Origin of the sequence: Bacillus solimangrovi (genome assembly GCF_001742425.1) — a bacterium.
Lineage (GTDB): Bacteria > Bacillota > Bacilli > Bacillales > Bacillaceae_N > Bacillus_AV > Bacillus_AV solimangrovi.
Genome location: NZ_MJEH01000033.1, coordinates 171,198 through 196,515, shown reverse-complemented (window position 1 = coordinate 196,515; position 25,318 = coordinate 171,198). Strand labels below are relative to the sequence as shown.

The following is a 25,318-nucleotide window of genomic DNA, read 5'->3' as shown; positions in this document are numbered from 1 at the left end:
ACACCGCTGCCTTTTCTATATGGCTAATAATTAATCTTCCTCAACCATTGTTTGATATTGTTCAGCAGTCATTAACTCTTCTACTTGACTCATATCAGATGGCTCAACAACAATGATCCATGCTTTTTCATATGGTGATTCATTCACAAATTCTGGACTATCATCAAGGTCTTCATTGACTTCAACAATTTTCCCACTAATTGGAGCATATAGTTCAGATACAGTTTTAACAGATTCAACACTACCAAATGGTTCATCTGCTTGAATTTCATCACCAACTTCTGGAACTTCAACAAAAACGATGTCTCCTAATTCAGATTGAGCAAAATCTGTAATTCCAATACGTACTTTGTCGCCTTCAACTTTAACCCACTCATGTTCTTCAGAATAACGTAATTCTTTAGGTAAATTCATGTCTAATTCCTCCACATCAAATTTTTCACTAATGGACAAGCAATGTATGTACTTGTCTATTCACTTAAGAGTATATTCGATAGCAAACAGTTAGAGCAAATACTTTATTTATTCCAAACCTCTACAAATTGCTCTTCTTTAAAACCAACCGTTACCTTCTCTCCATCAGTTACAATTGGTCGTTTTAATAACATACCATCAGATGCTAACAAATCCAATAACTCGTCTGGTTCAGCCGTTTTCACTTTGTCTTTCAAATCAAGCTCTCGATATTTCTTTCCACTTGTATTGAAAAATTTCTTTAACTCTAGACCACTCGACTTATACAAGTCCTCAATTTGATCACGAGATGGTGGAGATTCTACAATATGTACTTCTTTATATTCTACGCCGTGCTCATCAAACCATTTCTTAGCCTTACGACAAGTACCACACTTCGGATACCAGTAAAATGTCAATCCCATATCCTACCTCCATCATACTTACTCAATTCTCCCTCACTTCAACTGTTGTAAGTATTCCTACTTCAAAGATTTCAGACTTCAATAATAATGAAACAGGAGTGAACAACCAGTCTCTAATACACCCAACTAACTATGTATGGGTAATAAGTGTATTAAGCGATAGATATTTCACCTTATTCTATCACACAAGCGATGAACTATTCTAAGCTGTTAACTTTTATCCTAACATGTAATAAAGAGGACTCCAAAAGTGGAGTCCTCCTCAACTTAGCTATTATACAATGTATTTCTCAGCTTCACTTAACTTAAGAGCAGCCTTACGTTTCTTCTCAATTACATTTTTAGGAACAGAACGAGTTAACTTACGTAACGCTGATAATGTCATACGTAAAGTATCACCAGATTCTACTGCTGTAATTGTTTCTTTCGCATCTGCTTCTACCTTTGCAAATGCTTCTTGGCAATAAATCTCAGTATATAAGATTTTCTGTGCAGCTTTCTCAGCACCATCTTTTTGAATTGCTTTTTCAGTACGAAGAACCGCTGATTCCATTGCATAAATCTCACCAACGATGTCAGCAAGGTTCACTAATATTTCTTGTTCATTTTTCAAGTTTGTACCTAGCTTTTGTGCCGCAAGTCCTGCTGCTAGAAGACCGATCTTCTTAGCATTACGAACTAAATATTTTTCTTGTGCTAAAGGCTCATCACTGATATCCTCTGGCATCATCATCATTAACTCTTCTTGTAACGCTTGTGCTTTTTGAAGAAGTGGTAATTCACCCTTCATCGCTTTCTTCACTAATGTACCTGGAACGATCATGCGGTTAATTTCATTCGTTCCTTCAAAAATACGGTTAATACGAGAATCACGATAGATTCTTTCAATTTCATACTCAGACATAAATCCATAACCGCCATGAATTTGAACGCCTTCATCAACGATATAATCTAATACTTCTGAACCCAATACTTTATTTAATGAGCACTCGATTGCATATTCAGCAATTGAATCTGCAATAGCTTTACCGTCTTTAACTTCTTCGTCAGACAGCCCACCCATTCTATCTTCAAATAAACCAACTGTACGATATACTGAGCTCTCCATTGCATATAACTTTGCACTCATATTAGCAAGTTTTTCTTGAATAAGAGGGAATTTCGCAATTGGTTGCTTAAATTGTTTACGCTCATTTGCATATTTTGCAGATAGTTCAATTGCACGCTTCGAAGCACCAATTCCTCCAACTGCAAGCTTATAACGCCCTACATTTAAGATGTTGAATGCAATCACGTGACCTTTACCTGCTTCACCAAGTAGATTTTCTTTAGGAACTTTAACATCTTCTAAAATTAATGTACGAGTTGAAGAACTCTTAATACCCATCTTCTTCTCTTCTGGACCTGTCGAAACACCTGGATAATCTCTCTCAACAATAAATGCTGTAAATTGCTCTCCATCAATTTTCGCATAAACAATGAAAACATCCGCAAATGCTGAGTTCGTAATCCATTGCTTCTCACCATTTAACACATAATGAGTGCCTTCTTCATTTAATACAGCTGTAGTTTTTGCACCTAAAGCATCAGAACCTGAACCTGGCTCAGTTAATGCATAAGCTGCAAGCTTCTCTCCTGTAGCAAGTAATGGTAAATATTTTTTCTTTTGCTCTTCATTACCAAAGAACACAATTGGTAATGAACCGATTCCAACATGTGCGCCATGTGTAACTGAGAATCCACCAGCTCTTGCAAACTTTTCTGTGATAAGAGCTGAACTTATTTTATCAAGTCCAATTCCACCGTACTCTTCTGGTACATCTGCACCTAGTAAGCCAAGTTCTCCAGCCTTTTTCAATAGTTTAACCGAACGGTCAAATTCATGGTTTTCAAGAAACTCAACTTCAGGTACAACTTCATTTAATACAAAATCTTCAGTAGTTTTTGCGATCATTTGATGTTCGTCAGTATAATCTTCAGGTGTAAACACACTCTCTGCAGGTATTTCATCAACTATAAACTGTGCGCCTTTAAACAATTGTTCTGCTGTTTTGCTCATCATATTCTCTCCCTAATATTATAATTTTTTTATAAATAAGCGATTAGATTAATTCAAAGACTCCAGCGGCACCCATTCCGCCACCAATACACATTGTAACGACTCCGAACTGTTCGTTTCTTCTCTTCATTTCATGCATTAAAGATAGTGTTAGCTTTGCACCTGTACAACCGAGTGGATGGCCAAGAGCAATTGCTCCACCGTTAACATTCACCTTATCCTCATCTAAGCCAAGTTCACGAATGACTTGTATAGATTGTGATGCAAAGGCTTCGTTCAATTCGAATAAGCCAACATCACCTACACCTAACCCTGCTAATTCAAGTGCTTTCGGAATAGCGACTATAGGTCCTACACCCATGATTTCAGGAGGAACGCCACCTACTGCAAACGAACGGAACTTTGCAATCGGTGTTAAACCTTCTGCTTCAGCCTTTTCACGATCCATTACAAGAACGCTTGCTGCACCATCACTCATTTGTGATGCATTACCAGCTGTTACAGAACCACGTACATTAAATGCAGGTCTTAATTTACTAAGAGTTTCGATTGTTGTACCTTCACGAACACCCTCATCTTGACTAAACATCACTTTCTTTTCTTGAAGCTTATTCGCACTATCAACTGTCTTTAATGTCACTTCAACTGGGACAATTTCATCTGCAAATTTGCCATCACGAATTGCGGCAGCTGCACGTTGATGACTTCTTACAGCAAACGCATCTTGTTCCTCACGTGAAATACCATACTTTTGTGCAACCTCTTCAGCTGTGTGTCCCATGCCCATATAATATTCAGGTGCATTTTCGACAAGGTCTGCATTCGGTCGAATAACATGACCACCCATCGGAATTAAACTCATCGTTTCTGCTCCACCTGCAAGAATCGTGCTTGAGTGACCTAACATGATACGTTCTGCTGCATAAGCAATTGATTGCAGCCCTGATGAACAATAACGATTAATCGTAATCGCAGGTGTTTCATATGATAAACCTGCTAACGCACCGATATTTCTTGCCATATTCATTCCTTGCTCTGCTTCTGGCATCGCACAACCAAAAATGACATCATCAATTTTTCCATCGTAATTGTTTGCTCTTTTTAACGTTTCCTTAACTGTTAATGCCCCTAAGTCATCTGGACGGACATTTGCTAATGTACCTCTCTTTGCTTTGCCGACAGGTGTTCTTGCCCCGGCAACGATCACTGCTTCTTTCACAACACGTTCCCCCTTTAATTACGTAGTGGTTTTCCTTTTACAAGCATATGTTGCATACGTTGCTGAGTCTTCGGTTCACCAACTAGACTTACAAATGCTTCACGTTCAAGATCTAGAAGATATTGTTCATCGACCATTGTGCCACCTGGTACTCTTCCACCTGCAAGTACAAACGCTAATTTTTGAGCAATCTTCAAATCATGCTCAGAAATATAACCTGATTTCATCATTGCTTGAGCGCCAAGTAACATCGTTGCATACCCTGACTCCCCGACAACTGGAATTTTCTTACGTTTAGGTGCTACATAACCTTGATTATGGAGGCTTAACACTTTTTGCTTAGCATCATGGATTAAATGGTCGCCATTGATACTTATACCATCCTTAACACCTAAGAAACCGATCTGTTCCGCTTCATGACCTGAAGTTGATACCTTCGCCGTTGCGATTGTTTCAAACACATGATTTGTAACCTTTTGCAAATCAAAGTTTGGTCCTTGTGGCATCGCTTCTAATTGACGCATGTATAATTCTTTATTTCCGCCACCACCAGGGATAACACCGACACCTACTTCTACAAGTCCCATGTAAGTTTCTGAAGAGGCTTGAATCGCATCAGCAGGGAGACATATTTCTGTACCTCCTCCTAATGTCATTCCAAATGGAGCAGCTACAACAGGCTTATCACTATATTTGATTCGCATCATTGCTTCTTGGAATTTTCGAATAACAAACTCAATTTCAAAGAAGTTATCATCTTGTGCTTCCATTAATATCATCGCTAAGTTTGCACCAACACAGAAGTTTTTCGCTTGATTTCCAATAACGAGACCTTTATAGTTCTGTTCAACCTCGTCTATAGAATCAAAAATCATCTGTGTAATGTCAGCACCAATTGCATTATTACGTGAATGGAATTCTAGACCTGCAACTCCGTCACCTAAATCAATTAAGCTTGCACCTGAGTTCTTTTTAATGACATTGTTTTGTTCCTTTAATAAGTTCAAACGGATCACTTTTTCATTGTCATTCAGGAGCTTGTACTCGCCATCATGATAAAATGAAACGCTTCCATTTTCTTTTTTATAGAAATTAGTAATCTCTTTTTCTAACATTTCTTCAACCCAACTAGGAACGTCTGAACCTTGCTCCTTCATAAGTTGAACTGATTTTTCAACACCAATTGCATCCCATAATTCAAACGGACCCATTTCCCATCCAAATCCCCACTTCATCGCACGGTCGATTGCAACGATATCATCAGCAATCTCCTTATGAAGTTGAGCCGAATATAGTAACACTGGTTTCAATATGCTCCATACAAATTCACCGGCACGGTCATTTGCATATACTAGAGATTTTATTTTACGTCCTAATCCCTTTTGCTGCTTACTCATTTCAATTGACGGCGCTTTCAACTTTTTACGCGTTTCATATTCTAATGTTTCAGGATTAAGTTCTAAAATTTCTTTGCCTTTTTCAGTTTTTTGCTTTTTATAAAAACCTTGTCCGGACTTACTACCTAACCAACCTTTTTCAAGCATCTTTTTCATGAAGTCAGGTGTGTCAAAGACTGCTTTCTCTTCTCCCTCAACATTGTCAAACACATTTCTTGCAACGTGAGAAAACGTATCTAATCCAACGACATCTAATGTACGGAAAGTTGCACTCTTTGGTCTTCCAAGCAATGGGCCCGTTACTGAATCAACCTCACCGACACTATAGCCACCTTTTTGCATTTCTTGAACAGTCACCATCAACCCGTAAGTACCAATACGGTTTGCGATAAAGTTTGGTGTATCCTTCGCTTCAACTACACCTTTTCCAAGAACATCTTCTCCAAACTTCTTCATGAAGTTAAACATATCTGGATCTGTGTTCTTTGTAGGAATCACTTCTAACAACTTCAAATAACGTGGCGGATTGAAGAAATGTGTACCTAAGAAATGTTTTTGGAAATCTTCTGAACGCCCTTCTGCCATTGCTTCAATTGAGATTCCTGAAGTGTTCGAGCTGACAATACTTCCTGGCTTCCTTACTTCCTCAACACGTGAGAATACTTTTTTCTTAATATCTAAGTTCTCAACAACAACTTCTATGATCCAGTCGACTTCAGCCAATTTATCAAAATCATCATCCATATTACCAACTTGTATATAATCTGCATTCTCTTTCAATGTTAAGGGAGCAGGCTTTTGTTTAAACAACTGTTTCTTAGCATTCATCGCAAACCGATTTCGAACCTGCTTATCATCTAATGTTAACCCTTTTGCTTTTTCTTCCTCTGTTAGTTCTTTTGGAACGATATCAAGCATAATCGTAGGTATTCCGATGTTAGCTAAATGTGCAGCAATACCTGAGCCCATGACGCCAGAGCCTAATACAGCTGCTTTTTTAATCTTCCAACTCATTTCCAATTTCCCCCTATCCTCTTTTGAATGAATGCTCATTCATTTTTCACCCAAAAAAAATAACTCAACTTTCTTCTATTCCTACTATATGATATTTTAGAAAATTTAGCAATATCTAAATAGTCCATTTTCTGTTTTTTTACAATTTTTACTGAGTCGAATTATACTATGTTAACTAGTGTTACGTTCGATACTTTTAGAATATAAAAACCTAGCACATTTTAGTGGGAGAGGATCATCATTTCCTTTAAAGTGAGCACCAGTCTTTTCTTCAATTGTGTAACTTGCTATAAAAAAGATTACCTTCAACAATCATTTCGATCTTAATAAAAATTAACGAAGAAGCTATTTGTTAAATGTACCTTTTAAAACGAATACTACGTTTGCAGGCCTTTCAGCTAAACGACGCATAAAATATCCATACCAATCATTTCCATATGGAACATAAACTCGCATCTTGTAACCTTCCTTAACTAACTCTTCTTGCCTCTCAACACGAATACCATATAGCATTTGAAATTCGAATTGTTCATTTGATATATTATGTTCTTTTACTAGTTGCTTTGTATACTCAATAATTTGGTCATCATGCGTCGCTACTGCCGTATAATTTCCATTTAATAAATGCATCTTAATTATTTTTTTGAAATTACCATCCACATCTTTTTTCACTGGGAATGCAACATTAGGAGATTCTTTATAAGCACCTTTTACGAGACGTAAATTAGGTTTGTGATCGTTAAGATTATCGATATCACCTTCTGTTCTATACAGATAAGCTTGAATAACTGTTCCAATGTTTCCATATTGCTCTTTTAATTGCTTAAAAATCGTTAATGTCTGTTCAAGCCGACTATAATCTTCCATGTCTATTGTAATGAAAACACCTCTATAATTTGCTACTTCCATTATTCGACGCATATTTGCCATTACTAACTCATTTGAAATATCGAGCCCCATGGAAGTAAGCTTTAATGATACTTGAGAATGAAGACCTTCATCAGCAATTGCATGGATTGATCGAATCGTTTCTTCGGTACGATCTTTCGCTTCATTCTCGTTATCAACAAACTCACCAAGATAATCGATTGTTACATCCATACCTTTTTGGTTTAGCTCTTTTATTACTTCTACAGTCTTATCAATCGTTTCCCCAGATACAAAACGGGATGCACCAAAACGCAAACCATATTTTTTCGCTAAACTTGTAAACATTTTATTTTGAGACATGAAAAGAAAAAAATCCCGCATTAATTGTTTCATGTTTCACCACCTCAAATGGAAACGCATTCATTTATGAAGAAATAAAAAGGTGTGTAAGCTTAGTCATCAATGATCTGACTACCAATGCCCCTGTATAAAGATAATTCTTATAAAAAGCATAACCTAGCTCCACTTTTATTATCTTTATTACCTTTTTTATTTTTTGATTTTTCTAACATAGATACTTCTTATCGTTTCGTGAATAGAAACATACTATCTTTCACAAATTAGCATTGATTAAAGAAAATGAACTTACAAGGAGGATACCCTTATGCAACAACAAACGAGTGGACAAAATATGATGCAGCAACCACCAACAATGGTTTCAACAAAAGACCAACTATACTTATCAGACATGCTTGCTTGGAACCTACTTGCAATGAAGAAAGCTCATTTCATGGCAGAGCAATGTCAAGATCAAGAAATCAAAAATACGCTAGACCAAGCTGGACAAATGCATCAACGACACTATCAGAAGATCCTTAGTCATCTACAAAGTCAACCAACACAAAATATGCAATAGTACAAACCCTTCTATTAATTACAACTAACTAAAGGAGGCTTATCAAATGCCTAATCAAAACAAGGTACAGAACCCAGAAACAAACATACCTAAGACACCTGCTATGAATGAACGAGATTTCACAAATGATATACTCTCTACAGAAAAGTATATGACAGATTCATATTGTACGTACCTCAATGAAGCCAGCAACCAACAAATATACGATGATATGATATCAATTTTTAAAGAAACTCAAGATTGTCAGAGAAATATATACAATCTCATGTTTAAGAAGGGATGGTACGGTCTAGAAGCTGCAGATCCCCAGAAAATTCAGCAAGCATATCAGCAATTCCAAGGATATACGGACCAATTTCCTTATAATAACCAAATGCTCCAATAAACTTCACAAGCCATTGTTGCAAACATGCATCAATGGCTTGTTGAATCTTTTATTTGTTTTACTTGTTGTCGATATGTTTCATTTCTAATCTTAATATCTTTAATAATTTCATGCATCTGTTGCTTACTGTCTGGATATTGTTGATTCCAATGCTTCGCAAGTGCTGGCATTGATTTAGCGATATGGTTGTATAAAACCCACATTTGAACTTTTGCCTTTAATTCTTCATTCGTATCACCCGTTAATAACTCCGTATACTTCTCAATTAGCGCTTCAAACTGCTCCTCAAGAGATTGTTCCATATTCACCCTCCTTTACTTATTACTAAATCGACAAATCAACAATCCTCTTCTATCGCTAAAATTAATCGTTTTAGCTTTTCAATCGATGAATCTAAATTTAGTGAATAATAGTGCTTTGTCCCGTTTTTTTCACTGGTAACTAACCCAGTATCTCTTAAAATTTTAAGATGGTGTGATACAGCTGGGCGGGAGAGTGTTACTTGTTCGACAATTTCATTGACAGTTAAACGTTCTTGTTCCGCAAGCATTAATACAATATCTTGTCGATACGGGTCACTTAACGTTTGAAATAATGGTATACAATCCCGAAATATTTTTATTGCTTCGTCTCCCATATACACTTCTCCTTTTCTATTTTTTCAAATCATAAAACTTTCATCAAAGAGTAGTATGTTTAACAACACTGATAATAGTTTGACTAAACAGGCACTAAAATACCGAACAATCACACACAAAGGCCTAACCAATGCATCACTCTCTTCATTGAATTAAGCTTCAATTCATTTTGAAGTGAATATCCTAGCATGAATTGAGGTATAAAAAAATAACTTTCTCTTATTATATACAAAGTTATTAACAGTACAAAAGTCAAACGAATAATGCAGAGAAGTTAAAAAACCCATCGCCAATACACGATAGGTCAATTTCTATTGTCTATCTTTCAACGCGCGTTCAACATCACGTTTCATTGCCTTCTTCTTTAAATCTTCTCGCTTATCATATTTCTTTTTCCCTTTTCCAAGGCCAATTAACATCTTAGCAACGCCATTTTTTATATAAACCTTCAATGGTACAAGAGCATACCCTTTTTCCCTTGTCAGACCTATTAATTTTGCAATTTCTTTTTTATGCAACAATAACTTCCTTGTTCGCAAAGGTTCGTGATTATAACGGTTTCCTTGTTCATAAGGACTTATGTGCATATTATGAACAAATACTTCTCCTCCCTCAACCCTTGCATATGAATCTTTCATATTCACACGACCAGCTCGGATTGACTTAATTTCTGTCCCCTGTAGCACAAGACCAGCTTCATATGTATCTTCAATCGTATAATCATGACGAGCTTTTTTATTTTGAGCAATCGCTTTCCCTAGTCCCTTTGGCATGATTGACACGTACCCCCTCTTCAGTTTTACTTACGTGAAGTAGACGCCAGAGATATCTCTAGCGTCACTTTTTCCGTTTCTTTTTCTTCTTTTTTGCTACCTCTTCATAAAACGGCTTTTTCTTCTTCTTTTTCTTATTATTATTTGTTTTGTTAGGAGATTTTTTTGCAGAATCTCCATTTTGTTCTTTTTTCTTTCTCCTTGGCCCTTGAATTACTTTAGGACGTTCTTTTCTCCTTGATGGTCTATTGCCCTTCATACCAACAATTTCAAAATCAACAGAACGCTCTTCTTTGTTCGCATCTATGACACGCACGACAATTTCATCACCAATTCGAAATACAGTGCCTGTCCTTTCGCCAATCATAGCGTATTGGCGATCATCGTATCGATAATAGTCATCAGTTAAATAACTAACGTGAACAAGGCCTTCAATTGTATTTGGAAGCTCAACGAACAATCCGAAATTCGTAATAGAGCTTATCATTCCTTCAAACTCATCACCGATGTGTTTCATCATATATTCAGCTTTTTTCATTTCATCAGTTTCACGTTCAGCATCGACTGCTCTTCGTTCCATTTCAGATGTATGTCTTGCTATTTCAGGAAGCTTTTCTGCCCATTCCTCTTGAACAGCTGTACTCAATTTCTTATCAATTAAATACTTACGAATTAGACGATGTACGATAAGATCCGGATAACGTCTAATTGGTGATGTGAAATGTGTATAATACTCTGTGGACAAACCAAAGTGACCTAAACTTTGAGGTTCATATCGTGCTTGTTGCATCGAACGAAGCATGACAGTTGACAGAACTGTTTCTTCTGGTGTCCCTTGTATTTCTTCTAGTATTTCTTGTAATGCACGTGGGTGAATTTCGTTCGCTTTTCCTTTTACAACATAACCAAAGTTTGTAATGAATTCAAAGAATCGTTGTAATTTCTCAGCATCTGGCTCCTCATGAATTCGGTACATGAAAGGTACATTCATCCAATGAAAATGTTCAGCGACCGTTTCATTTGCTAATAACATGAACTCTTCAATTAAACGCTCTGCAATTGACCTCGTTCGTAGAATGACATCTGACGGTGTACCGTCATCACCAACTAGTACCTTCGCTTCCTTAAAGTCAAAATCAATCGCGCCTCGTTGCATCCGTTTTCTACGTAGAATATCTGCAAGATCACCCATATCCTCGAACATCGGAACAAGCTCAGCATATTTACTACGTAAAGCTTCATCATTCTCTTCTAAAATCTTATTCACATCTGTATATGTCATACGTTCCTTTGTCTTAATAACACTTTGAAAAATTTCATGATTTACAACTTGACCTTGTCTATCCACTTCCATCTCACAAGACAATGTTAAACGATCTACTTGTGGATTCAAGCTACAGATGCCATTCGATAGGCGGTGTGGAATCATTGGAACGACACGATCTACTAGATATACACTTGTCCCACGTTCATAAGCTTCTTCATCAATTGACGAACCTTCAGTTACATAATGAGAAACGTCAGCGATAGATACAATTAGCTTATAATTCCCATTTGAAAGTTTGCGTACTGACACAGCATCATCTAAGTCCTTCGCATCTGCACCATCAATTGTTACGAGTGTTTCATCACGTAAATCACGGCGATTATTTAAGTCTTCTGGTGAAATGTTTTCTGGTGTCTCAAGCGCTTGCTTCATCACTTCTTCTGGGAAGTCTTGTGGAATACCGTGACTATGGATAATCGAAAGAATATCTACACCAGGGTCATTTTTATGACCTAGAATATCTATCACTTTTCCTTCTGCATTCATTCGACCTTCTGGGTATTTAACAATCTTCACAATGACCTTATGACCATCAACAGCACCCTTAGCTTTGCCCTTAGGAATAAAGATGTCTGACGTAACACGCTTATTATCCGGATTCACAAACCCAAAATGCCTGTTATCAATATATGTTCCAACTACCTCTGTTACCGCACGTTGAATGATCCGTACAATCGTTCCTTCAGGACGTGCACCCGAACTCTCTGAATCAATGCGCACAAGAACAATGTCTCCGTGCATAGCGCTACTTAATTGAGAAGGTGGGATAAAAATATCATCCGTCCCTTTCTCTTCTCTTTCAATGAAAGCAAATCCTTTTGCGTGAGCAATTACTTTCCCTCGTATAAGATTCATTTTCTCAGGTAGTCCATAACAATTACTTCGTGTTCGAACAACGAGACCTTCTTCTTCCATCTTTACTAATGCTTGAACAAACTCTTTAAATGATTCAGAACTTTCAATGCCTAATACTTCTTCAAGTTCCTGAACAGTTAATGGTTTATATGATTCATCTTTCATATAAGTTAACAGTCGTTCAATATGTGCATTTATTTTGTCCATATGCTTACCTCCTCTATGAAAAATAGTACAATGATAAAATTGATATTATTTTCATTCTTTCCAATCTAATTTTTCTAAAAATTGATATACATCTTCATGTAGCTGTTCACGCTCTTTATCAAGCGTAATGGCATGTCCAGACTGCTCATACCATTTAATTTCTTTCATATCTGATTCCGCTTCCTCAAAAATGATATTTGCACTATCCACATTAATCATCTCATCCTTTCGTGCTTGTACAACGAAAAGTGGATTATAGATTAAATCGACATTATCTCGTACTTCGCTTATCAGGCCTTGAAGTTCATGAAGTAATTTCTGAGGAGCCTTCTCCAACAGCTTCATTTCCTCTTCAATGACTGTTGCAGTTTTGCCTTCTCTCTTCTTATATTCTTTAGCAAATTGTTCGATTCCTTGCAACATTATTTCGTCACTCTTAATATACATAGGGGCACACATTGACACAATTCCTTTCACAGCTTCAGTGTAACCGAGCTTTAAGGAAAATAGCCCACCTAATGAAAGTCCAGCTACAGCAATTTCATCATAACCTTGCTGTTTCAAATATTGATAACCCTCCACCACGTCTTTCCACCACTCTTCAGGTACTGTCTGAACCAGCTTTTCAGGTGGTGCGCCATGCCCTACATACTGAGGGCCGTGACATGTATATCCTTTTGTTTGAAGAAAACGCCCTAACATTCGTACATCATTTGCATTCCCCGTGAATCCATGCAAAAGTAAAACGGCTCTTCTTCCCGCTTCAAAGGTAAAAGGCTTTGGTGCTACTACTTTCATGCTGAATGACATCTCCTTAACTTATAATTTACTACATATTATGTAAGATTAAACTGTATATTTTCATGATTTAATTCGTTAGTTTATTTTCCGCATATCTATTATTTTCAAACCTATTACTTATTACTTACGTCAATCTTTGTGATGGTGTGATATCTCTATTAAGTAATAGAAACAGTTTATTCCATTTAATTTATGTAATAGAAAAACAGCGGTAAACACCGCTGTTTTTCTATTACACCTATTATACATCAAAGTATGTTACCGCAATCGCTAAAACAAAAAACAATACTGCTAATACAATTGTTACACGGTGAAGTACAGCATCAATACCACGAGCTTTTTGCTTTCCGAATAATTGCTCAGCTCCACCAGAAATAGCCCCTGAAAGTCCTGAGCTCTTTCCAGATTGCAATAAAACGATAACAATTAATGCTATTGAGACGATGACTAATAACGTTACTGCAACTGCATGCATGTATTTACCTCCTAAACGCACACTTTACGATATTATAAATGTATCATATTATACTTATTTTCACAACTAACATTAAAACCGACTGGACATTGTCCAGTCGGTTTTACAATTTACTTTAAGTTGTAAAATGCGTTTGTGCTAGCGTATTGTGCTAAATGTTCTAATTCATCTTCAATACGTAGTAATTGATTGTATTTCGCAACACGGTCCGTACGTGACGGAGCACCTGTTTTAATTTGTCCTGCATTTGTTGCTACTGCGATGTCTGCAATCGTAGCATCTTCTGTTTCACCAGAGCGGTGAGAGATAACAGCCGTATAACCTGCACGTTTTGCCATTTCAATAGCATCAAACGTTTCAGTAAGGGTTCCAATTTGGTTAACTTTAATTAAAATTGAATTTCCAATACCTTGTTCAATACCTTGAGCAAGTTTCTTCGTGTTCGTTACAAACAAGTCATCACCAACAAGTTGTACTTTATGTCCGATACGCTCTGTTAGAAGCTTATGACCTTCCCAGTCATTCTCATCTAATCCATCTTCAATTGAAATGATTGGGTATTTGTTAACAAGCTCTTCATACCAATTAACCATTTCTTCAGAAGTACGAACAACACCTTCGCCTTTTAAGTTGTACTTACCATCTTCGTAAAGCTCAGAAGATGCTACATCCATCGCAAGCTTTACTTCTTCACCAGGCTTATAACCTGCTGCTTCAATTGCTTCGATGATCGTTTCAAGAGCTTCTTCATTTGATTTCAAGTTTGGCGCAAAACCACCCTCGTCACCAACAGCAGTGTTATAACCTTTGTTTTTCAATACATTTTTCAAGCTATGGAAGATTTCTGTTCCCATGCGTAGTGCTTCACGGAAAGTTGGCGCACCTACAGGCATAACCATAAATTCTTGAATATCTACATTGTTATCTGCGTGCTCTCCACCATTAACGATATTCATCATTGGTGTTGGAAGAGTTTTCGCATTGAAACCACCTAGGTAACGATATAATGGCTCTCCCAATGATTGAGCTGCTGCATGTGCACAAGCAAGAGAAACACCTAAGATTGCATTCGCACCGAAGTTTCCTTTATTTTCAGTACCATCAAGCTCGATAAGAAGATCATCGATACCAGTTTGGTCAGTTACATCGTATCCGATTAAAGATTCAGCAATCTTGTCATTAACGTTCTCAACTGCTTTTAAGACACCTTTTCCTAAATAACGTTCTTTATCACCATCACGTAGTTCTACTGCTTCATATTCACCAGTAGATGCACCACTCGGTACTAGTGCACGACCAAATGCACCTGTATCTGTGAATACTTCTACTTCCACCGTTGGATTACCGCGTGAATCTAATACTTCACGTGCATATACATCAACAATTAGAGACATTTAACATTCTCTCCTTCCAATACTGTACATTTTATTTTTTAATTAATGATTGTCCTGTCATTTCTTCAGGTAATTCTACATTTAATAAATCAAGCAACGTTGGTGAAAGGTCACCAAGAATCCCATCATTTCGTAGCTCTATCCCTTCCTTAGTTACGATAACTGGAACCGGATTTGTTGTATGTGCTGTCATTGGATTTCCTTCTAACGTAATAACCTCATCAGCATTACCGTGGTCAGCTGTGATAATCGCTACACCATCTTTAGCTTGTATTGCCTCAATTACACGTCCAAGACATTCATCAACTGCTTCAATTGCTTTAATTGTAGGTTCAAGCATACCAGAATGACCGACCATATCTGGGTTTGCAAAGTTTAAAATAATTGCATCATGCTTGTCTGCTTCGATTTCATTCACAAGTGCATCAGTTACTTCATATGCACTCATTTCAGGTTTTAAATCATATGTTGCTACTTTTGGCGAATCAATTAGAATTCTTTCTTCACCAGGAAATTCTGCTTCGCGACCTCCGCTAAAGAAGAAAGTCACGTGAGGATATTTTTCAGTTTCTGCAATTCTTAACTGCTTCAAACCATTTTGCGATAATACTTCACCACACGTATTATCTAGATTAGCTGGTTTGAATGCTACATACCCATCAACTGTTTCACTAAATTGTGTTAAACATACGAAGTGAACGTCTTTTGGTGCATTTTCTCCACGATCAAAATCACGAAAATCTTTATTCGTAAAAGCACGAGAGATTTGAATAGCACGGTCTGGACGGAAGTTATAGAAGATAACAGCATCTTCCTCTTCTATCGTTGCTACTGGTGTTCCGTCTTCTTTCGTAATAACTGAAGGTAGAACAAACTCATCATAGATGCCATTCTCATATGAATCATCAACAAGCTCAATTGGGTTTGTGTATGACGGTCCCTCACCGTAAACCATTGCCCGATATGATTTTTCTACACGATCCCAACGTTTATCACGATCCATTGAATAATAACGTCCTGAAATTGTTGCAATTTCACCTACACCATATTCATCCATTTTTTCTTGGGCTTGCTTAATGTAAGTTTTAGCTGTTTGAGGACCAACATCTCGTCCATCTAAAAAACCATGAATATAAACCTTTTCAAGTCCTTTTTCAGAAGCTAATTTTAATAAAGCAAACATATGGTTAATATGACTGTGAATTCCACCATCTGATAACAACCCAAAAATGTGGAGTGCTTTCCCTTTTTCTTTTACATGATCCATTGCGTCGTTGAATGTATCATTTTCAAAAAAGTCACCCATACGAATTGATTTATTCACTCTTGTCAAACTTTGATAAACGATGCGTCCAGCGCCAATATTCAGATGTCCAACTTCAGAGTTTCCCATTTGACCTTCTGGTAATCCTACAGCTTCCCCGCTTGCTGTAAGAGTAGAATGTGGGTATTGATTCCACAATCGATCAAAATTCGTTGTGTTTGCTTGAGTAACCGCGTTTCCTTTTGTCTCATCACGCAAACCAAAACCATCTAAAATAATTAACGCATGTGGTTTTTTAGCCATTGTTGACTGCCTCCAAAAGCTCAAGGAATGATCCAGGTTCTAAACTTGCACCACCTACAAGAGCTCCATCGATGTTTGGTTGAGCCATATATTCTTTAATATTGCTTGGTTTCACACTACCACCATATTGAATGCGAACTTTGTTAGCTGTATCTTCTGAGAATTTGTTTGCAACAGTTTGACGAACATGTCCACAAACTTCATCTGCATCTTGAGCTGAAGAAGACTTACCTGTACCAATTGCCCAAATTGGTTCATATGCAATGATAGCTTTTTCAACTTGTTCTTCAGTTAAACCAGCCAACGCCTTCTCAACTTGAGCACCTACAAGCTCATTCGTCTTGTTACTTTCACGCTCTTCAAGAGTTTCCCCAACACAAATGATAGGTAATAAATCATGCTTAAAGCTTGCATGCGCTTTTTTATTAACAGTTTCATCTGTCTCAGCAAACATTTCACGGCGTTCAGAATGACCAATGATGACGTAGTCTGCACCGATGTCTTTTAGTGCAACTGGACTAATTTCCCCAGTATAAGCACCATTATCTTCAAAATGCATATTTTGCGCACCAACTTTTAAGTCTGTTCCCTTTGCATCATTTACAAGTTGTCCTAAGAAAAGTGCTGGAGCACATACTACAGAATCAACATACTCAGAGCTTGGGATTTGGCTCTTCACAGTTGCTGCGAAATCCGTTGCTTCAGATAACGTTTTATTCATTTTCCAGTTACCAGCAATAATCGGTTTACGCATACTTTCACCTCAATGTCTAGTTTATTTGTCGTTCAACGCTGCTACACCCGGAAGAATTTTCCCTTCCATGAACTCTAGAGAAGCACCGCCACCAGTAGAAATATGGCTCATTTTATCAGCTAAGTTGAACTTTTCTACTGCTGCAGCTGAGTCGCCTCCACCGATTACGGAATATGTGTCTTTCGCTTCTGCAAGCGCTTCTGCCACACCTTTTGTACCGTTCGCAAATTTGTCAAACTCAAATACTCCCATTGGTCCATTCCAAATAACTAACTTGGAACCTTGTATAACATCTTTATACGTCTCAACTGTTTTTGGACCAATATCAAGTGCTTCCCAATCACTAGGAATTGAGTCAATAGAAACTACATCTGTTTTGGCATCAGGTGAAAATTCATTCGCAACAACACCATCAACAGGCATATAGAAGTTAACGCCTTTCTCTTTCGCTTTTGCCATGAATTCTTTTGCAAGTTCAATCTTATCTTCTTCTAGAAGTGATTGACCAACATCATGACCTTGCGCCTTAATGAATGTGTATGCAAGACCGCCACCAATGATTAAGTTATCAACTTTATCTAATAGGTGATCAATAACGCCGATCTTATCTTTTACTTTAGCTCCACCAATAATGGCTGTAAAAGGACGCTCAGGATTAGATAATGCCTTACCAAGCACTTCTAATTCCTTCTCCATTAAAAAGCCTGCAACTGCTGGAAGATGTTCTGCAACACCTGCTGTTGATGCATGTGCACGATGTGCAGCACCAAACGCATCATTCACATAGATATCGGCAAGTGAAGCTAACTGCTTAGCGAATTCAGGGTCATTTTTCTTCTCACCAGGATAGAAACGAACGTTTTCTAATAGAAGAACATCCCCTTCTTCCATTTTAGAAATTGCTTGCTCAACTTCCGCTCCAACTGCTTCGTTAACCTTGGCAACTTCTTGATTAAGAAGGGCACCTAAACGTTCCGCTGCTGCATCCAAACGAAGTTCTTCAACTACCGCTCCCTTTGGACGTCCAAGATGACTTGCAAGAATGACTTTTGCACCTTGCTCTGTAAGATGTTTGATTGTCGGTAAAGCAGCTCGGATACGTGTATCATCCGTTACTTTACCTTCGCTCATTGGCACATTGAAATCAACACGGCAAAAGACCCTTTTCCCTTTGACTTCAATATCGCGAATCGTCTGTTTGTCCATCACCCAAGTCCTCCTTTAATCTTGCTTGCTTCATGAACTTAACACATTGGCTAAAAGAAAAAACAAGAAGGGGCAGGAAGCGAACAGCTTCCCGCTCCCTTCTTTGCTTCCTCAATATTCACTTCCGAAAACGGAAGCACTATACAAGATTATAAGCATTGTTTCATAAGGGTTCAAAGAAAATTAAGGAAAATCATGAAAAGTTTTCGTCAAAGACCTTATGAACACCTTAATTTCTTACAGGCCTTTACTTCCGATATAATCTACAAGGTCTACTACGCGGTGAGAATAACCACTCTCGTTATCGTACCAAGATACAACTTTAACCATATTATCTTCTAATACCATCGTTGATAAACCATCAACAGTTGAAGAAGAAGGATCACCATTGTAGTCACGAGATACTAATGGCAAATCATTGTATGAAAGAACACCTTTCAAAGGACCTTCAGCAGCTTCTTTTAATGCTGCATTTACATCTTCAGCTGTAACGTTTGTATCAAGTTCAGCAACAAGGTCTACAAGTGATACGTTTGGTGTAGGTACACGCATTGCCATACCATTAAGTTTTCCTTTTAGTTCAGGAAGAACTTTTGCAACTGCTTTCGCTGCACCAGTAGTTGTTGGAATGATTGATTCTGCTGCTGCACGTGCACGACGGTAATCTTTATGTGGAAGGTCTAAGATTTGTTGATCATTTGTATATGAGTGAACTGTTGTCATCATACCGCGTTTTAGACCGAATTTATCATTAAGAACTTTCGCAAATGGTGCTAAGCAGTTTGTAGTACAAGAAGCATTTGAGATTACGTGATGATTTGCTGGATCATAAGATTCTTCGTTAACACCTAATACAACAGAAATATCTTCATCAGTTGCTGGAGCAGAGATAACAACTTTCTTTGCACCTGCTTCAAGATGTTTCGCAGCATCATTACGTGCAGTGAAACGTCCAGTAGATTCAACAACTACTTCTACACCTAAATCTCCCCAACCAAGGTTTGCTGGGTCACGTTCTGCTTTAACGACAATTTCTTGTCCATCTACTACTAGGTTATTACCATTAACTTCTACTTTTGCATCTAACTTTCCGTGTATTGAATCATATTGTAAAAGGTGTGCTAGCATATTTGCATCAGTTAAGTCGTTTACCGCTACAACCTCTACGTTAGGGTTTTTAAGTGCTGCTCGGAATACAACACGTCCAATACGACCAAATCCATTAATACCAATTTTTACTGCCATGATAATTCCTCCTTAAAATTAAGTACAAATTTATAATAGAGAGCTTGGTATGTGACCAAGTTCATTGCACGCAAACCATTATTTCTTTTTATTGATTTCTATTATCTTTAATGCAGCCTGTTCATCAGTTACAAGGACTTTGCTTGTTCCTTGCTTTAGATAAGCATAAATGGCTTCTGCTTTGGATGTACCTCCTGCAACAGCAATTACAGATTGAATATTTTTTAAATCTTCAAGCTGGATTCCTACTGTTGTAACATGATGTACAACTTCTCCTTCACTGTTAAAGTAATATCCAAATGCTTCAGCAACAGCCTTACTTTGACGGAGTTTAGCAATATCATGCATATCTGTTTTACGCCTTTCCGCCATCATCAAGCCTTCTCCTATACCATGAACCACCATTGTTGAAGATTTAATTAAATCAACAACTTCTTTCACAGAATTCTCTGCAAGAATTGACCTGTAAGTTTGCTCACTTAACTGATCTGGGACATGTAACAATCGGTATTCACCGCCTGCTTGCTCAGCCATTTTTGCACAAATTGTGTTTGCCTGATTTTTTACATTTTCTCCTATTCCACCTCTTGCAGGAACGAAGAATTGTTTCTTTCCTTTTAAATCAGGGGTCATCATTTCTGCAACAGCTGCCATTGTTGTTCCACCTGTCACTGCTATTGTATTTTCTTCTTCATAGTACGTTTTCATACATGCGACAGATGCACGACCCATTTCTAGCTTTGTTAAATCTTCTGTGTCGCTATTACCTGAAACAACAATTACGCGTTCCAACTTTAATATTTCCTTAAGTCTTTTTTCTAAACCGCTTAATCCAAGAACTTCTTTCATAATATCTTCAAGCTGTAGTAGCAGTTTTTGTCCATCTTCCTTTAATTCCATTCCACTTGAAGAAACTTTTAGAAGTCCCTGATCCTTAAGGAAGCTTACTTCTGAACGAAGCACTCGTTCTGTTACACCTAAATAGGCTGCCAAGTTTCTTCGTCCAATTGGTTGCATAAACCGAATGTATTGCAAAATTCGGTAGCGCTTTTGCATAACTTCTAATAATTCAGGTAACAATTTTTGTTGGACATCAAGTAATGATTTCATACCTTTGACTCCTTTATGACTTTTAATACAATTACATGTACTGGACCAATATCGTCCCTCTTATGCATATTATGTCCCAATAGTCGTAAAAAAAATCATTCCTGCTACGTTTTTAATATAACAGGAATCATTTGCACATGCAATAAACAACTACATCATTTTTTTAAGTAAGCGTTTTCTTATGTTCTCTTTCACAATTTGTCCATATTCCACTTCTTCACCATTAATTTCAACGACCGGTATCATTAATTGATATCGCTCTAATAAACTGTCATTCTCATAAATATCTACTTCTTCAAATTCAAATTGAAACTCTGTTTGTAGAGCCAATAACTGTATCTTAGCTTTTTCACAGAGTGGACATTGTTTGCGTGAATACATCACAACTTTCATTGCATTCATATCGATTCTCCTCATTAATCATCATAACGCCTGCGTTTAGAACTAGCTGGAATTTTTAGTTGATCTCGATATTTGGCAACCGTTCGCCTTGATACAACAAACCCATGTTTATCTTTCAACAATTCTACTAACCGCTGATCTGAGAGTGGTTTCTTTTTATCTTCATCATCGATTAATTGTTTTAACTCATTTTTCACTTCGGTAGATGATGTATCCCCACCTTGACTCATTGGAATCGAAGATGAAAAAAACACTTTCAACTCAAAGACCCCATGTGGCGTTTGAACATACTTACCAGTAGTTGCGCGACTTACTGTCGATTCATGCAGCTCAGTTTCTTCTGCTACATCTTTTAATGTCATCGGTTTTAGATACTTTGGTCCCTTTTTAAAAAAGTTCGGTTGCTTCTCAATAATTGTTATCATGACTTTCAATAACGTTAACCGTCTCTGCTCGATACTTTTTTGCAACCACATGACTTGCTGATATTTATCAGCTACGTATTTTGTAAGATCGTCTTGTTTTGTTCCTTTTAGATATCCCTGATACTTCTCATTTACAGATATTTGCGGCAAACTTTGATCGTTAAATGATACTGAGAACATACCTTCATCCTCTTGTACCGCTAACTCAGGCACAATATAATTTGAGATAGATGTGTTATAGGACGATCCAGGGCGTGGATTCAATGTCTTCAAAGAATCATATATCGTCTGAATATAAGGCAATGAAACGCCATATTTCTTAACTATTTGCTTCCACTTCTTATCTGCTAATAATTCTAAGTCATTGAGTACAATTTCCAATGCAATTTCTTCTATTTTATCGTTATTTTTCAGTTGAAGGTATAGACATTCACCTAAGCTTCTCGCACCGACACCGATCGGGTCTAATGTTTGTAAGCATTTTAACAATTCCTCTACATATTCATAACCAACAGAAAATTTCTCCGCTACTAGCTCTAAATCTTCATGAAAATAACCATTTTCATCTAATAATAATATCATATATCTAATAATCGGATAATCGCCTTCAACTAAGTGCAAAAGACGAATTTGAGTTAATAAATCATCTTGAAGCGTTCGATGTTCATTACTTACGAAGTCTAGTGGATTTACATCGGATTCATGCTTGTGTGTACTTTTGTAAAAACCTTGCTCCCACAATGGCTCTTTTAATTCAATAAGGGGATTTTCTAACGATTGTTCCTGAAGATATTCAGTCAAATCCATAGCTGAATACTGTAGTAATGTAATAGCTTGACGAAGTTCAGTTGTCATCACCAGTTTCAAAGTTTGTTGTTGAAAGAGACCTAATTCCACTTTCTCTCCCCCCTCTATCTTTTATTGTACAATATAAACCTCAACTTTTGGTATGAAAACCTTACCTATGAACGTTGTCGTTTATTTAAAATACCTTTATTGATTTTTTATGCTATATACTCACTCTTCATGACATATGTACTTAAATCGCAAAAAAACTCCCTTCTCATACAATGAGAAAGGAGTTTTACGTTACGCCCCCGGCAGGAATCGAACCCACATTTCAAGAACCGGAATCTTACGTGTTATCCGTTACACCACGGGGGCACGTATAAAAACACAACTGCTATTATAACTCGATAACCCTTTATTTGCAAGCAAGTGCATATGTATAAGAAAAGAATCAGAAAAAGTGGGTTTACTTGTGATTTGAACAGGAAAGATTAGAATAGGTAGAGAATATACATCATAATATAGATAATTATCTTATCTGCTATATGCAGACTCCTATCAATGTTAGAATCAACAAAGAGCTATTTTCATAAGCCTCTTGTTTGACCTTCATTGACCTTTTGATGTATGATATGAAGTACATAAAAGCTAATTTGGTAGTAATACAAGAACAGGAATATAAGGAGGATTTCAAATGAATTTAATACCTACAGTTATTGAACAAACAAACCGTGGTGAACGCGCATATGACATTTATTCTCGTCTATTGAAGGATCGTATTATTATGCTTGGTTCAGCAATTGATGATAATGTCGCAAATTCAATCGTTTCACAGCTACTTTTCTTAACTGCTGAAGATTCTGAGAAAGACATATCAATATACATTAACAGTCCAGGTGGATCAATTACAGCAGGAATGGCAATCTACGATACAATGCAATTCATTAAACCAAAAGTATCAACAATTTGTATTGGAATGGCTGCATCGATGGGTGCATTCTTACTTGCTGCCGGGGAAGAAGGCAAACGTTTTGCACTTCCTAATAGCGAAGTAATGATTCACCAACCATTAGGTGGTACGCAAGGTCAAGCATCAGATATAGAAATCCACGCTCGCCGCATCATCCAAATGAGAGAAAAGTTAAACACGATTCTTTCTGAACGTACAGGTCAACCGCTTGATATTATTGAGCGTGACACAGACCGCGATAATTTCATGTCAGCTCAAGAAGCTGTTGAATATGGTCTAGTAGATAAAGTTCTTACTTCTGAACAATAATTAATATAAGAAAGCCCTCCTATTTGGAGGGCTTTCTTATATTATTCTGATTTTGTAACAAAATTAACTAATGCGTCTACTGCTAATGATTCATCAGTACCATCAGCAATCAAAGTTACTTCAGTTCCTGAACTCACCGCTAAGCTCATTAATCCCATTATGCTTTTAGCGTTAACTTTTTTACCGTCTTTTTCTAAAAATACTTCAGATTTATATCGATTTGCTTCTTGCACAAACATTGCTGCCGGACGAGCCTGTAAGCCTGATTTCAATAAAACTTCTACTTTTTTTTCTACCATTACGACCAACCCCCTTTATTATTCCTGATTACATTATATTCTTCGCCAAAGTTTCAACATTTTGGTGATTTAATTGGAGTTTGTAACAATCGATTCTCCCTGACGCAATTTATTTGCTAGCTCATCAATTTTACGAAGACGATGATTAATACCTGATTTACTAATCTTCCCACTTTCCACCATTTCTCCAAGCTCTTTTAACGTAACATCTTGGTACTCGTATCGTAGTTCAGCGATTTCACGTAGTTTTTGAGGCAAAACATCTAATCCAACTGTATCTTTGATAAAGCGAATATTCTCTACTTGTCTCATAGATGCACCAATTGTCTTATTCAAGTTTGCTGTTTCACAATTGACAAGTCGATTTACCGAATTCCTCATATCTCTAACAATTCGAACATCTTCAAAATGTAATAACGCTTGGTGTGCACCAATGATGTTTAGCAGTTCAGTAATTTTTTCGCCTTCTTTTAAATAAGTGATAAACCCTTTTTTTCTTTCCAATGTTTTAGCATTAAGGTTGAAAGCGTTCATTAATTCACATAATGAGTGATTATGTTCTTCATACAGAGAGAAAATCTCTAAATGGTAAGAAGAGGTTTCAGGGTTATTAACAGAACCCCCCGCTAAGAATGCTCCCCTTAAGTAAGCTCGTTTACAACATTTTTTCTTTGTAAACGCTTTAGAGATTGTACGAATAAACGTAAATCCATCTCCAAGTATTCCTAACTCTTCTAATACTTCGCGAGCACGGTTTGTTAAACGGACAATATAAACATTATTTTTTTTCAGGCGCATCTTCTTTCGAACGAGAAGTTCCACACCTACATCATATTGCCTTTTTAATAATGTATATATTCGGCGAGCGATGGCTGCATTTTCTGTTTGTACGTCAAGCCCTATCTGTCTATTAGCAAATGAAAGTGTACCATTCATTCGAATAAGAGCTGAAAGTTCAGCTTTTGCACAACAACCGTCAATTTCAATATGTGTTAATTCCTTTTTTGTCTCTGATGCAAATGACATACTATTGC

General features: G+C 37.1%; 25 protein-coding genes and 1 tRNA gene. 3 read left to right on the top strand and 23 right to left on the bottom strand.

The window, feature by feature from the left end; translation table 11 throughout:
- Positions 1-30 precede the first annotated feature (30 nt).
- The 6 genes from gcvH to BFG57_RS12465 form a co-directional block, all read right to left on the bottom strand.
- On the bottom strand, positions 31-414 hold the full coding sequence (gene gcvH, locus BFG57_RS12490; RefSeq protein ID WP_069717816.1) for a glycine cleavage system protein GcvH: 384 nt from the start codon (positions 412-414) through the stop codon (positions 31-33).
- 104 nt (positions 415-518) lie between these two features.
- Positions 519-878 (bottom strand): arsenate reductase family protein, encoded by a 360-nt coding sequence (locus BFG57_RS12485; protein WP_069717815.1) that lies wholly within the window; start codon positions 876-878, stop codon positions 519-521.
- 274 nt (positions 879-1,152) lie between these two features.
- Positions 1,153-2,937 (bottom strand): acyl-CoA dehydrogenase family protein, encoded by a 1,785-nt coding sequence (locus BFG57_RS12480; RefSeq protein ID WP_069717814.1) that lies wholly within the window; start codon positions 2,935-2,937, stop codon positions 1,153-1,155.
- 43 nt (positions 2,938-2,980) lie between these two features.
- Positions 2,981-4,156 (bottom strand): acetyl-CoA C-acetyltransferase, encoded by a 1,176-nt coding sequence (locus BFG57_RS12475; protein ID WP_069717813.1) that lies wholly within the window; start codon positions 4,154-4,156, stop codon positions 2,981-2,983.
- A gap of 14 nt (positions 4,157-4,170) precedes the next feature.
- Positions 4,171-6,567, bottom strand: a complete 2,397-nt coding sequence (locus tag BFG57_RS12470; RefSeq protein ID WP_069717812.1) for a 3-hydroxyacyl-CoA dehydrogenase/enoyl-CoA hydratase family protein — start codon at positions 6,565-6,567, stop codon at positions 4,171-4,173.
- Positions 6,568-6,912: 345 nt separating this feature from the next.
- The gene (locus BFG57_RS12465; protein WP_069717811.1) at positions 6,913-7,830 is read right to left on the bottom strand and encodes a proline dehydrogenase family protein; all 918 of its coding nucleotides are present in this window, start codon (positions 7,828-7,830) and stop codon (positions 6,913-6,915) included.
- Between the two features lie 271 nt (positions 7,831-8,101).
- Between BFG57_RS12465 and BFG57_RS12460 the strand changes: the two genes are divergently transcribed.
- Both BFG57_RS12460 and BFG57_RS12455 read left to right on the top strand, forming a co-directional pair.
- Positions 8,102-8,353: a hypothetical protein gene (locus tag BFG57_RS12460; protein ID WP_069717810.1), complete on the top strand. Its 252-nt coding sequence runs from the start codon at positions 8,102-8,104 to the stop codon at positions 8,351-8,353.
- Between the two features lie 46 nt (positions 8,354-8,399).
- A complete protein-coding gene (locus BFG57_RS12455; RefSeq protein ID WP_069717809.1) occupies positions 8,400-8,738 on the top strand; it encodes a spore coat protein in 339 nt (112 codons plus the stop codon).
- Between the two features lie 29 nt (positions 8,739-8,767).
- Here BFG57_RS12455 and BFG57_RS12450 read toward each other — a convergent pair whose 3' ends face one another.
- From BFG57_RS12450 to BFG57_RS12380, 15 genes are all read right to left on the bottom strand, one after another.
- Positions 8,768-9,040 carry a DUF2573 family protein gene (locus BFG57_RS12450; protein WP_069717808.1) on the bottom strand — a complete coding sequence of 91 codons (273 nt, stop codon included), beginning with the start codon at positions 9,038-9,040 and terminating at the stop codon, positions 8,768-8,770.
- Positions 9,041-9,075: 35 nt separating this feature from the next.
- Positions 9,076-9,375 (bottom strand): ArsR/SmtB family transcription factor, encoded by a 300-nt coding sequence (locus BFG57_RS12445; protein ID WP_069717807.1) that lies wholly within the window; start codon positions 9,373-9,375, stop codon positions 9,076-9,078.
- A gap of 312 nt (positions 9,376-9,687) precedes the next feature.
- Entirely contained in the window at positions 9,688-10,149 is a 462-nt protein-coding gene (smpB, locus tag BFG57_RS12440) for an SsrA-binding protein SmpB (protein ID WP_069717806.1), read from the bottom strand.
- Between the two features lie 64 nt (positions 10,150-10,213).
- A complete protein-coding gene (gene rnr, locus BFG57_RS12435) occupies positions 10,214-12,538 on the bottom strand; it encodes a ribonuclease R (protein ID WP_069717805.1) in 2,325 nt (774 codons plus the stop codon).
- Between the two features lie 51 nt (positions 12,539-12,589).
- Positions 12,590-13,336, bottom strand: coding sequence for an alpha/beta hydrolase (locus BFG57_RS12430; protein ID WP_069717804.1), 747 nt, complete (start codon positions 13,334-13,336; stop codon positions 12,590-12,592).
- A 244-nt stretch (positions 13,337-13,580) separates the two neighbouring features.
- Positions 13,581-13,814, bottom strand: coding sequence for a preprotein translocase subunit SecG (secG, locus tag BFG57_RS12425; RefSeq protein WP_069717803.1), 234 nt, complete (start codon positions 13,812-13,814; stop codon positions 13,581-13,583).
- A 110-nt stretch (positions 13,815-13,924) separates the two neighbouring features.
- Positions 13,925-15,208, bottom strand: a complete 1,284-nt coding sequence (gene eno / locus BFG57_RS12420; RefSeq protein ID WP_069717802.1) for a phosphopyruvate hydratase — start codon at positions 15,206-15,208, stop codon at positions 13,925-13,927.
- Positions 15,209-15,239: 31 nt separating this feature from the next.
- On the bottom strand, positions 15,240-16,775 hold the full coding sequence (gene gpmI, locus BFG57_RS12415; protein WP_069717801.1) for a 2,3-bisphosphoglycerate-independent phosphoglycerate mutase: 1,536 nt from the start codon (positions 16,773-16,775) through the stop codon (positions 15,240-15,242).
- Entirely contained in the window at positions 16,768-17,529 is a 762-nt protein-coding gene (gene tpiA / locus BFG57_RS12410) for a triose-phosphate isomerase (protein WP_069717800.1), read from the bottom strand. The genes gpmI and tpiA overlap by 8 nt, the downstream gene beginning before the upstream one ends.
- A gap of 21 nt (positions 17,530-17,550) precedes the next feature.
- Entirely contained in the window at positions 17,551-18,735 is a 1,185-nt protein-coding gene (locus tag BFG57_RS12405; RefSeq protein WP_069717799.1) for a phosphoglycerate kinase, read from the bottom strand.
- Between the two features lie 237 nt (positions 18,736-18,972).
- Positions 18,973-19,980, bottom strand: a complete 1,008-nt coding sequence (gap, locus tag BFG57_RS12400; RefSeq protein ID WP_069717798.1) for a type I glyceraldehyde-3-phosphate dehydrogenase — start codon at positions 19,978-19,980, stop codon at positions 18,973-18,975.
- A gap of 78 nt (positions 19,981-20,058) precedes the next feature.
- The gene (locus tag BFG57_RS12395) at positions 20,059-21,090 is read right to left on the bottom strand and encodes a sugar-binding transcriptional regulator (RefSeq protein ID WP_069717797.1); all 1,032 of its coding nucleotides are present in this window, start codon (positions 21,088-21,090) and stop codon (positions 20,059-20,061) included.
- A gap of 150 nt (positions 21,091-21,240) precedes the next feature.
- Positions 21,241-21,483, bottom strand: coding sequence for a glutaredoxin family protein (locus BFG57_RS12390; RefSeq protein WP_069717845.1), 243 nt, complete (start codon positions 21,481-21,483; stop codon positions 21,241-21,243).
- A 23-nt stretch (positions 21,484-21,506) separates the two neighbouring features.
- Positions 21,507-22,814, bottom strand: a complete 1,308-nt coding sequence (gene rpoN, locus BFG57_RS12385) for an RNA polymerase factor sigma-54 (RefSeq protein ID WP_083249234.1) — start codon at positions 22,812-22,814, stop codon at positions 21,507-21,509.
- Between the two features lie 195 nt (positions 22,815-23,009).
- Positions 23,010-23,081: transfer RNA gene (locus BFG57_RS12380), tRNA-Arg, on the bottom strand.
- Positions 23,082-23,400: 319 nt separating this feature from the next.
- Between BFG57_RS12380 and clpP the strand changes: the two genes are divergently transcribed.
- Complete coding sequence (gene clpP / locus BFG57_RS12375; protein ID WP_069717796.1) at positions 23,401-23,985, top strand: ATP-dependent Clp endopeptidase proteolytic subunit ClpP; 585 nt, start codon at positions 23,401-23,403, stop codon at positions 23,983-23,985.
- A 41-nt stretch (positions 23,986-24,026) separates the two neighbouring features.
- On the opposite strand, the gene BFG57_RS12370 is transcribed toward clpP, so the two are convergent.
- Both BFG57_RS12370 and whiA read right to left on the bottom strand, forming a co-directional pair.
- Positions 24,027-24,284, bottom strand: coding sequence for an HPr family phosphocarrier protein (locus BFG57_RS12370; RefSeq protein WP_069717795.1), 258 nt, complete (start codon positions 24,282-24,284; stop codon positions 24,027-24,029).
- 69 nt (positions 24,285-24,353) lie between these two features.
- Positions 24,354-25,310, bottom strand: coding sequence for a DNA-binding protein WhiA (whiA, locus tag BFG57_RS12365; RefSeq protein WP_069717794.1), 957 nt, complete (start codon positions 25,308-25,310; stop codon positions 24,354-24,356).
- Between the last annotated feature and the right edge of the window lie 8 nt (positions 25,311-25,318).

Coding starts and splice junctions, on each gene's coding strand:
- smpB (WP_069717806.1), bottom strand. CDS start 10,149: ATGCCAAAGGGACTAGGGAAAGCGATTGCTCAAAATAAAAAAGCTCGT.
- BFG57_RS12450 (WP_069717808.1), bottom strand. CDS start 9,040: ATGGAACAATCTCTTGAGGAGCAGTTTGAAGCGCTAATTGAGAAGTAT.
- BFG57_RS12460 (WP_069717810.1), top strand. CDS start 8,102: ATGCAACAACAAACGAGTGGACAAAATATGATGCAGCAACCACCAACA.
- BFG57_RS12480 (WP_069717814.1), bottom strand. CDS start 2,937: ATGAGCAAAACAGCAGAACAATTGTTTAAAGGCGCACAGTTTATAGTT.
- gap (WP_069717798.1), bottom strand. CDS start 19,980: ATGGCAGTAAAAATTGGTATTAATGGATTTGGTCGTATTGGACGTGTT.
- BFG57_RS12455 (WP_069717809.1), top strand. CDS start 8,400: ATGCCTAATCAAAACAAGGTACAGAACCCAGAAACAAACATACCTAAG.
- tpiA (WP_069717800.1), bottom strand. CDS start 17,529: ATGCGTAAACCGATTATTGCTGGTAACTGGAAAATGAATAAAACGTTA.
- eno (WP_069717802.1), bottom strand. CDS start 15,208: ATGTCTCTAATTGTTGATGTATATGCACGTGAAGTATTAGATTCACGC.
- BFG57_RS12470 (WP_069717812.1), bottom strand. CDS start 6,567: ATGAGTTGGAAGATTAAAAAAGCAGCTGTATTAGGCTCTGGCGTCATG.
- whiA (WP_069717794.1), bottom strand. CDS start 25,310: ATGTCATTTGCATCAGAGACAAAAAAGGAATTAACACATATTGAAATT.
- gcvH (WP_069717816.1), bottom strand. CDS start 414: ATGAATTTACCTAAAGAATTACGTTATTCTGAAGAACATGAGTGGGTT.
- BFG57_RS12395 (WP_069717797.1), bottom strand. CDS start 21,090: ATGAAATCATTACTTGATGTCCAACAAAAATTGTTACCTGAATTATTA.
- clpP (WP_069717796.1), top strand. CDS start 23,401: ATGAATTTAATACCTACAGTTATTGAACAAACAAACCGTGGTGAACGC.
- BFG57_RS12430 (WP_069717804.1), bottom strand. CDS start 13,336: ATGAAAGTAGTAGCACCAAAGCCTTTTACCTTTGAAGCGGGAAGAAGA.
- BFG57_RS12485 (WP_069717815.1), bottom strand. CDS start 878: ATGGGATTGACATTTTACTGGTATCCGAAGTGTGGTACTTGTCGTAAG.
- BFG57_RS12405 (WP_069717799.1), bottom strand. CDS start 18,735: ATGGACAAACAGACGATTCGCGATATTGAAGTCAAAGGGAAAAGGGTC.
- rnr (WP_069717805.1), bottom strand. CDS start 12,538: ATGGACAAAATAAATGCACATATTGAACGACTGTTAACTTATATGAAA.
- BFG57_RS12370 (WP_069717795.1), bottom strand. CDS start 24,284: ATGGTAGAAAAAAAAGTAGAAGTTTTATTGAAATCAGGCTTACAGGCT.
- gpmI (WP_069717801.1), bottom strand. CDS start 16,775: ATGGCTAAAAAACCACATGCGTTAATTATTTTAGATGGTTTTGGTTTG.
- BFG57_RS12465 (WP_069717811.1), bottom strand. CDS start 7,830: ATGAAACAATTAATGCGGGATTTTTTTCTTTTCATGTCTCAAAATAAA.
- BFG57_RS12445 (WP_069717807.1), bottom strand. CDS start 9,375: ATGGGAGACGAAGCAATAAAAATATTTCGGGATTGTATACCATTATTT.
- secG (WP_069717803.1), bottom strand. CDS start 13,814: ATGCATGCAGTTGCAGTAACGTTATTAGTCATCGTCTCAATAGCATTA.
- BFG57_RS12390 (WP_069717845.1), bottom strand. CDS start 21,483: ATGAAAGTTGTGATGTATTCACGCAAACAATGTCCACTCTGTGAAAAA.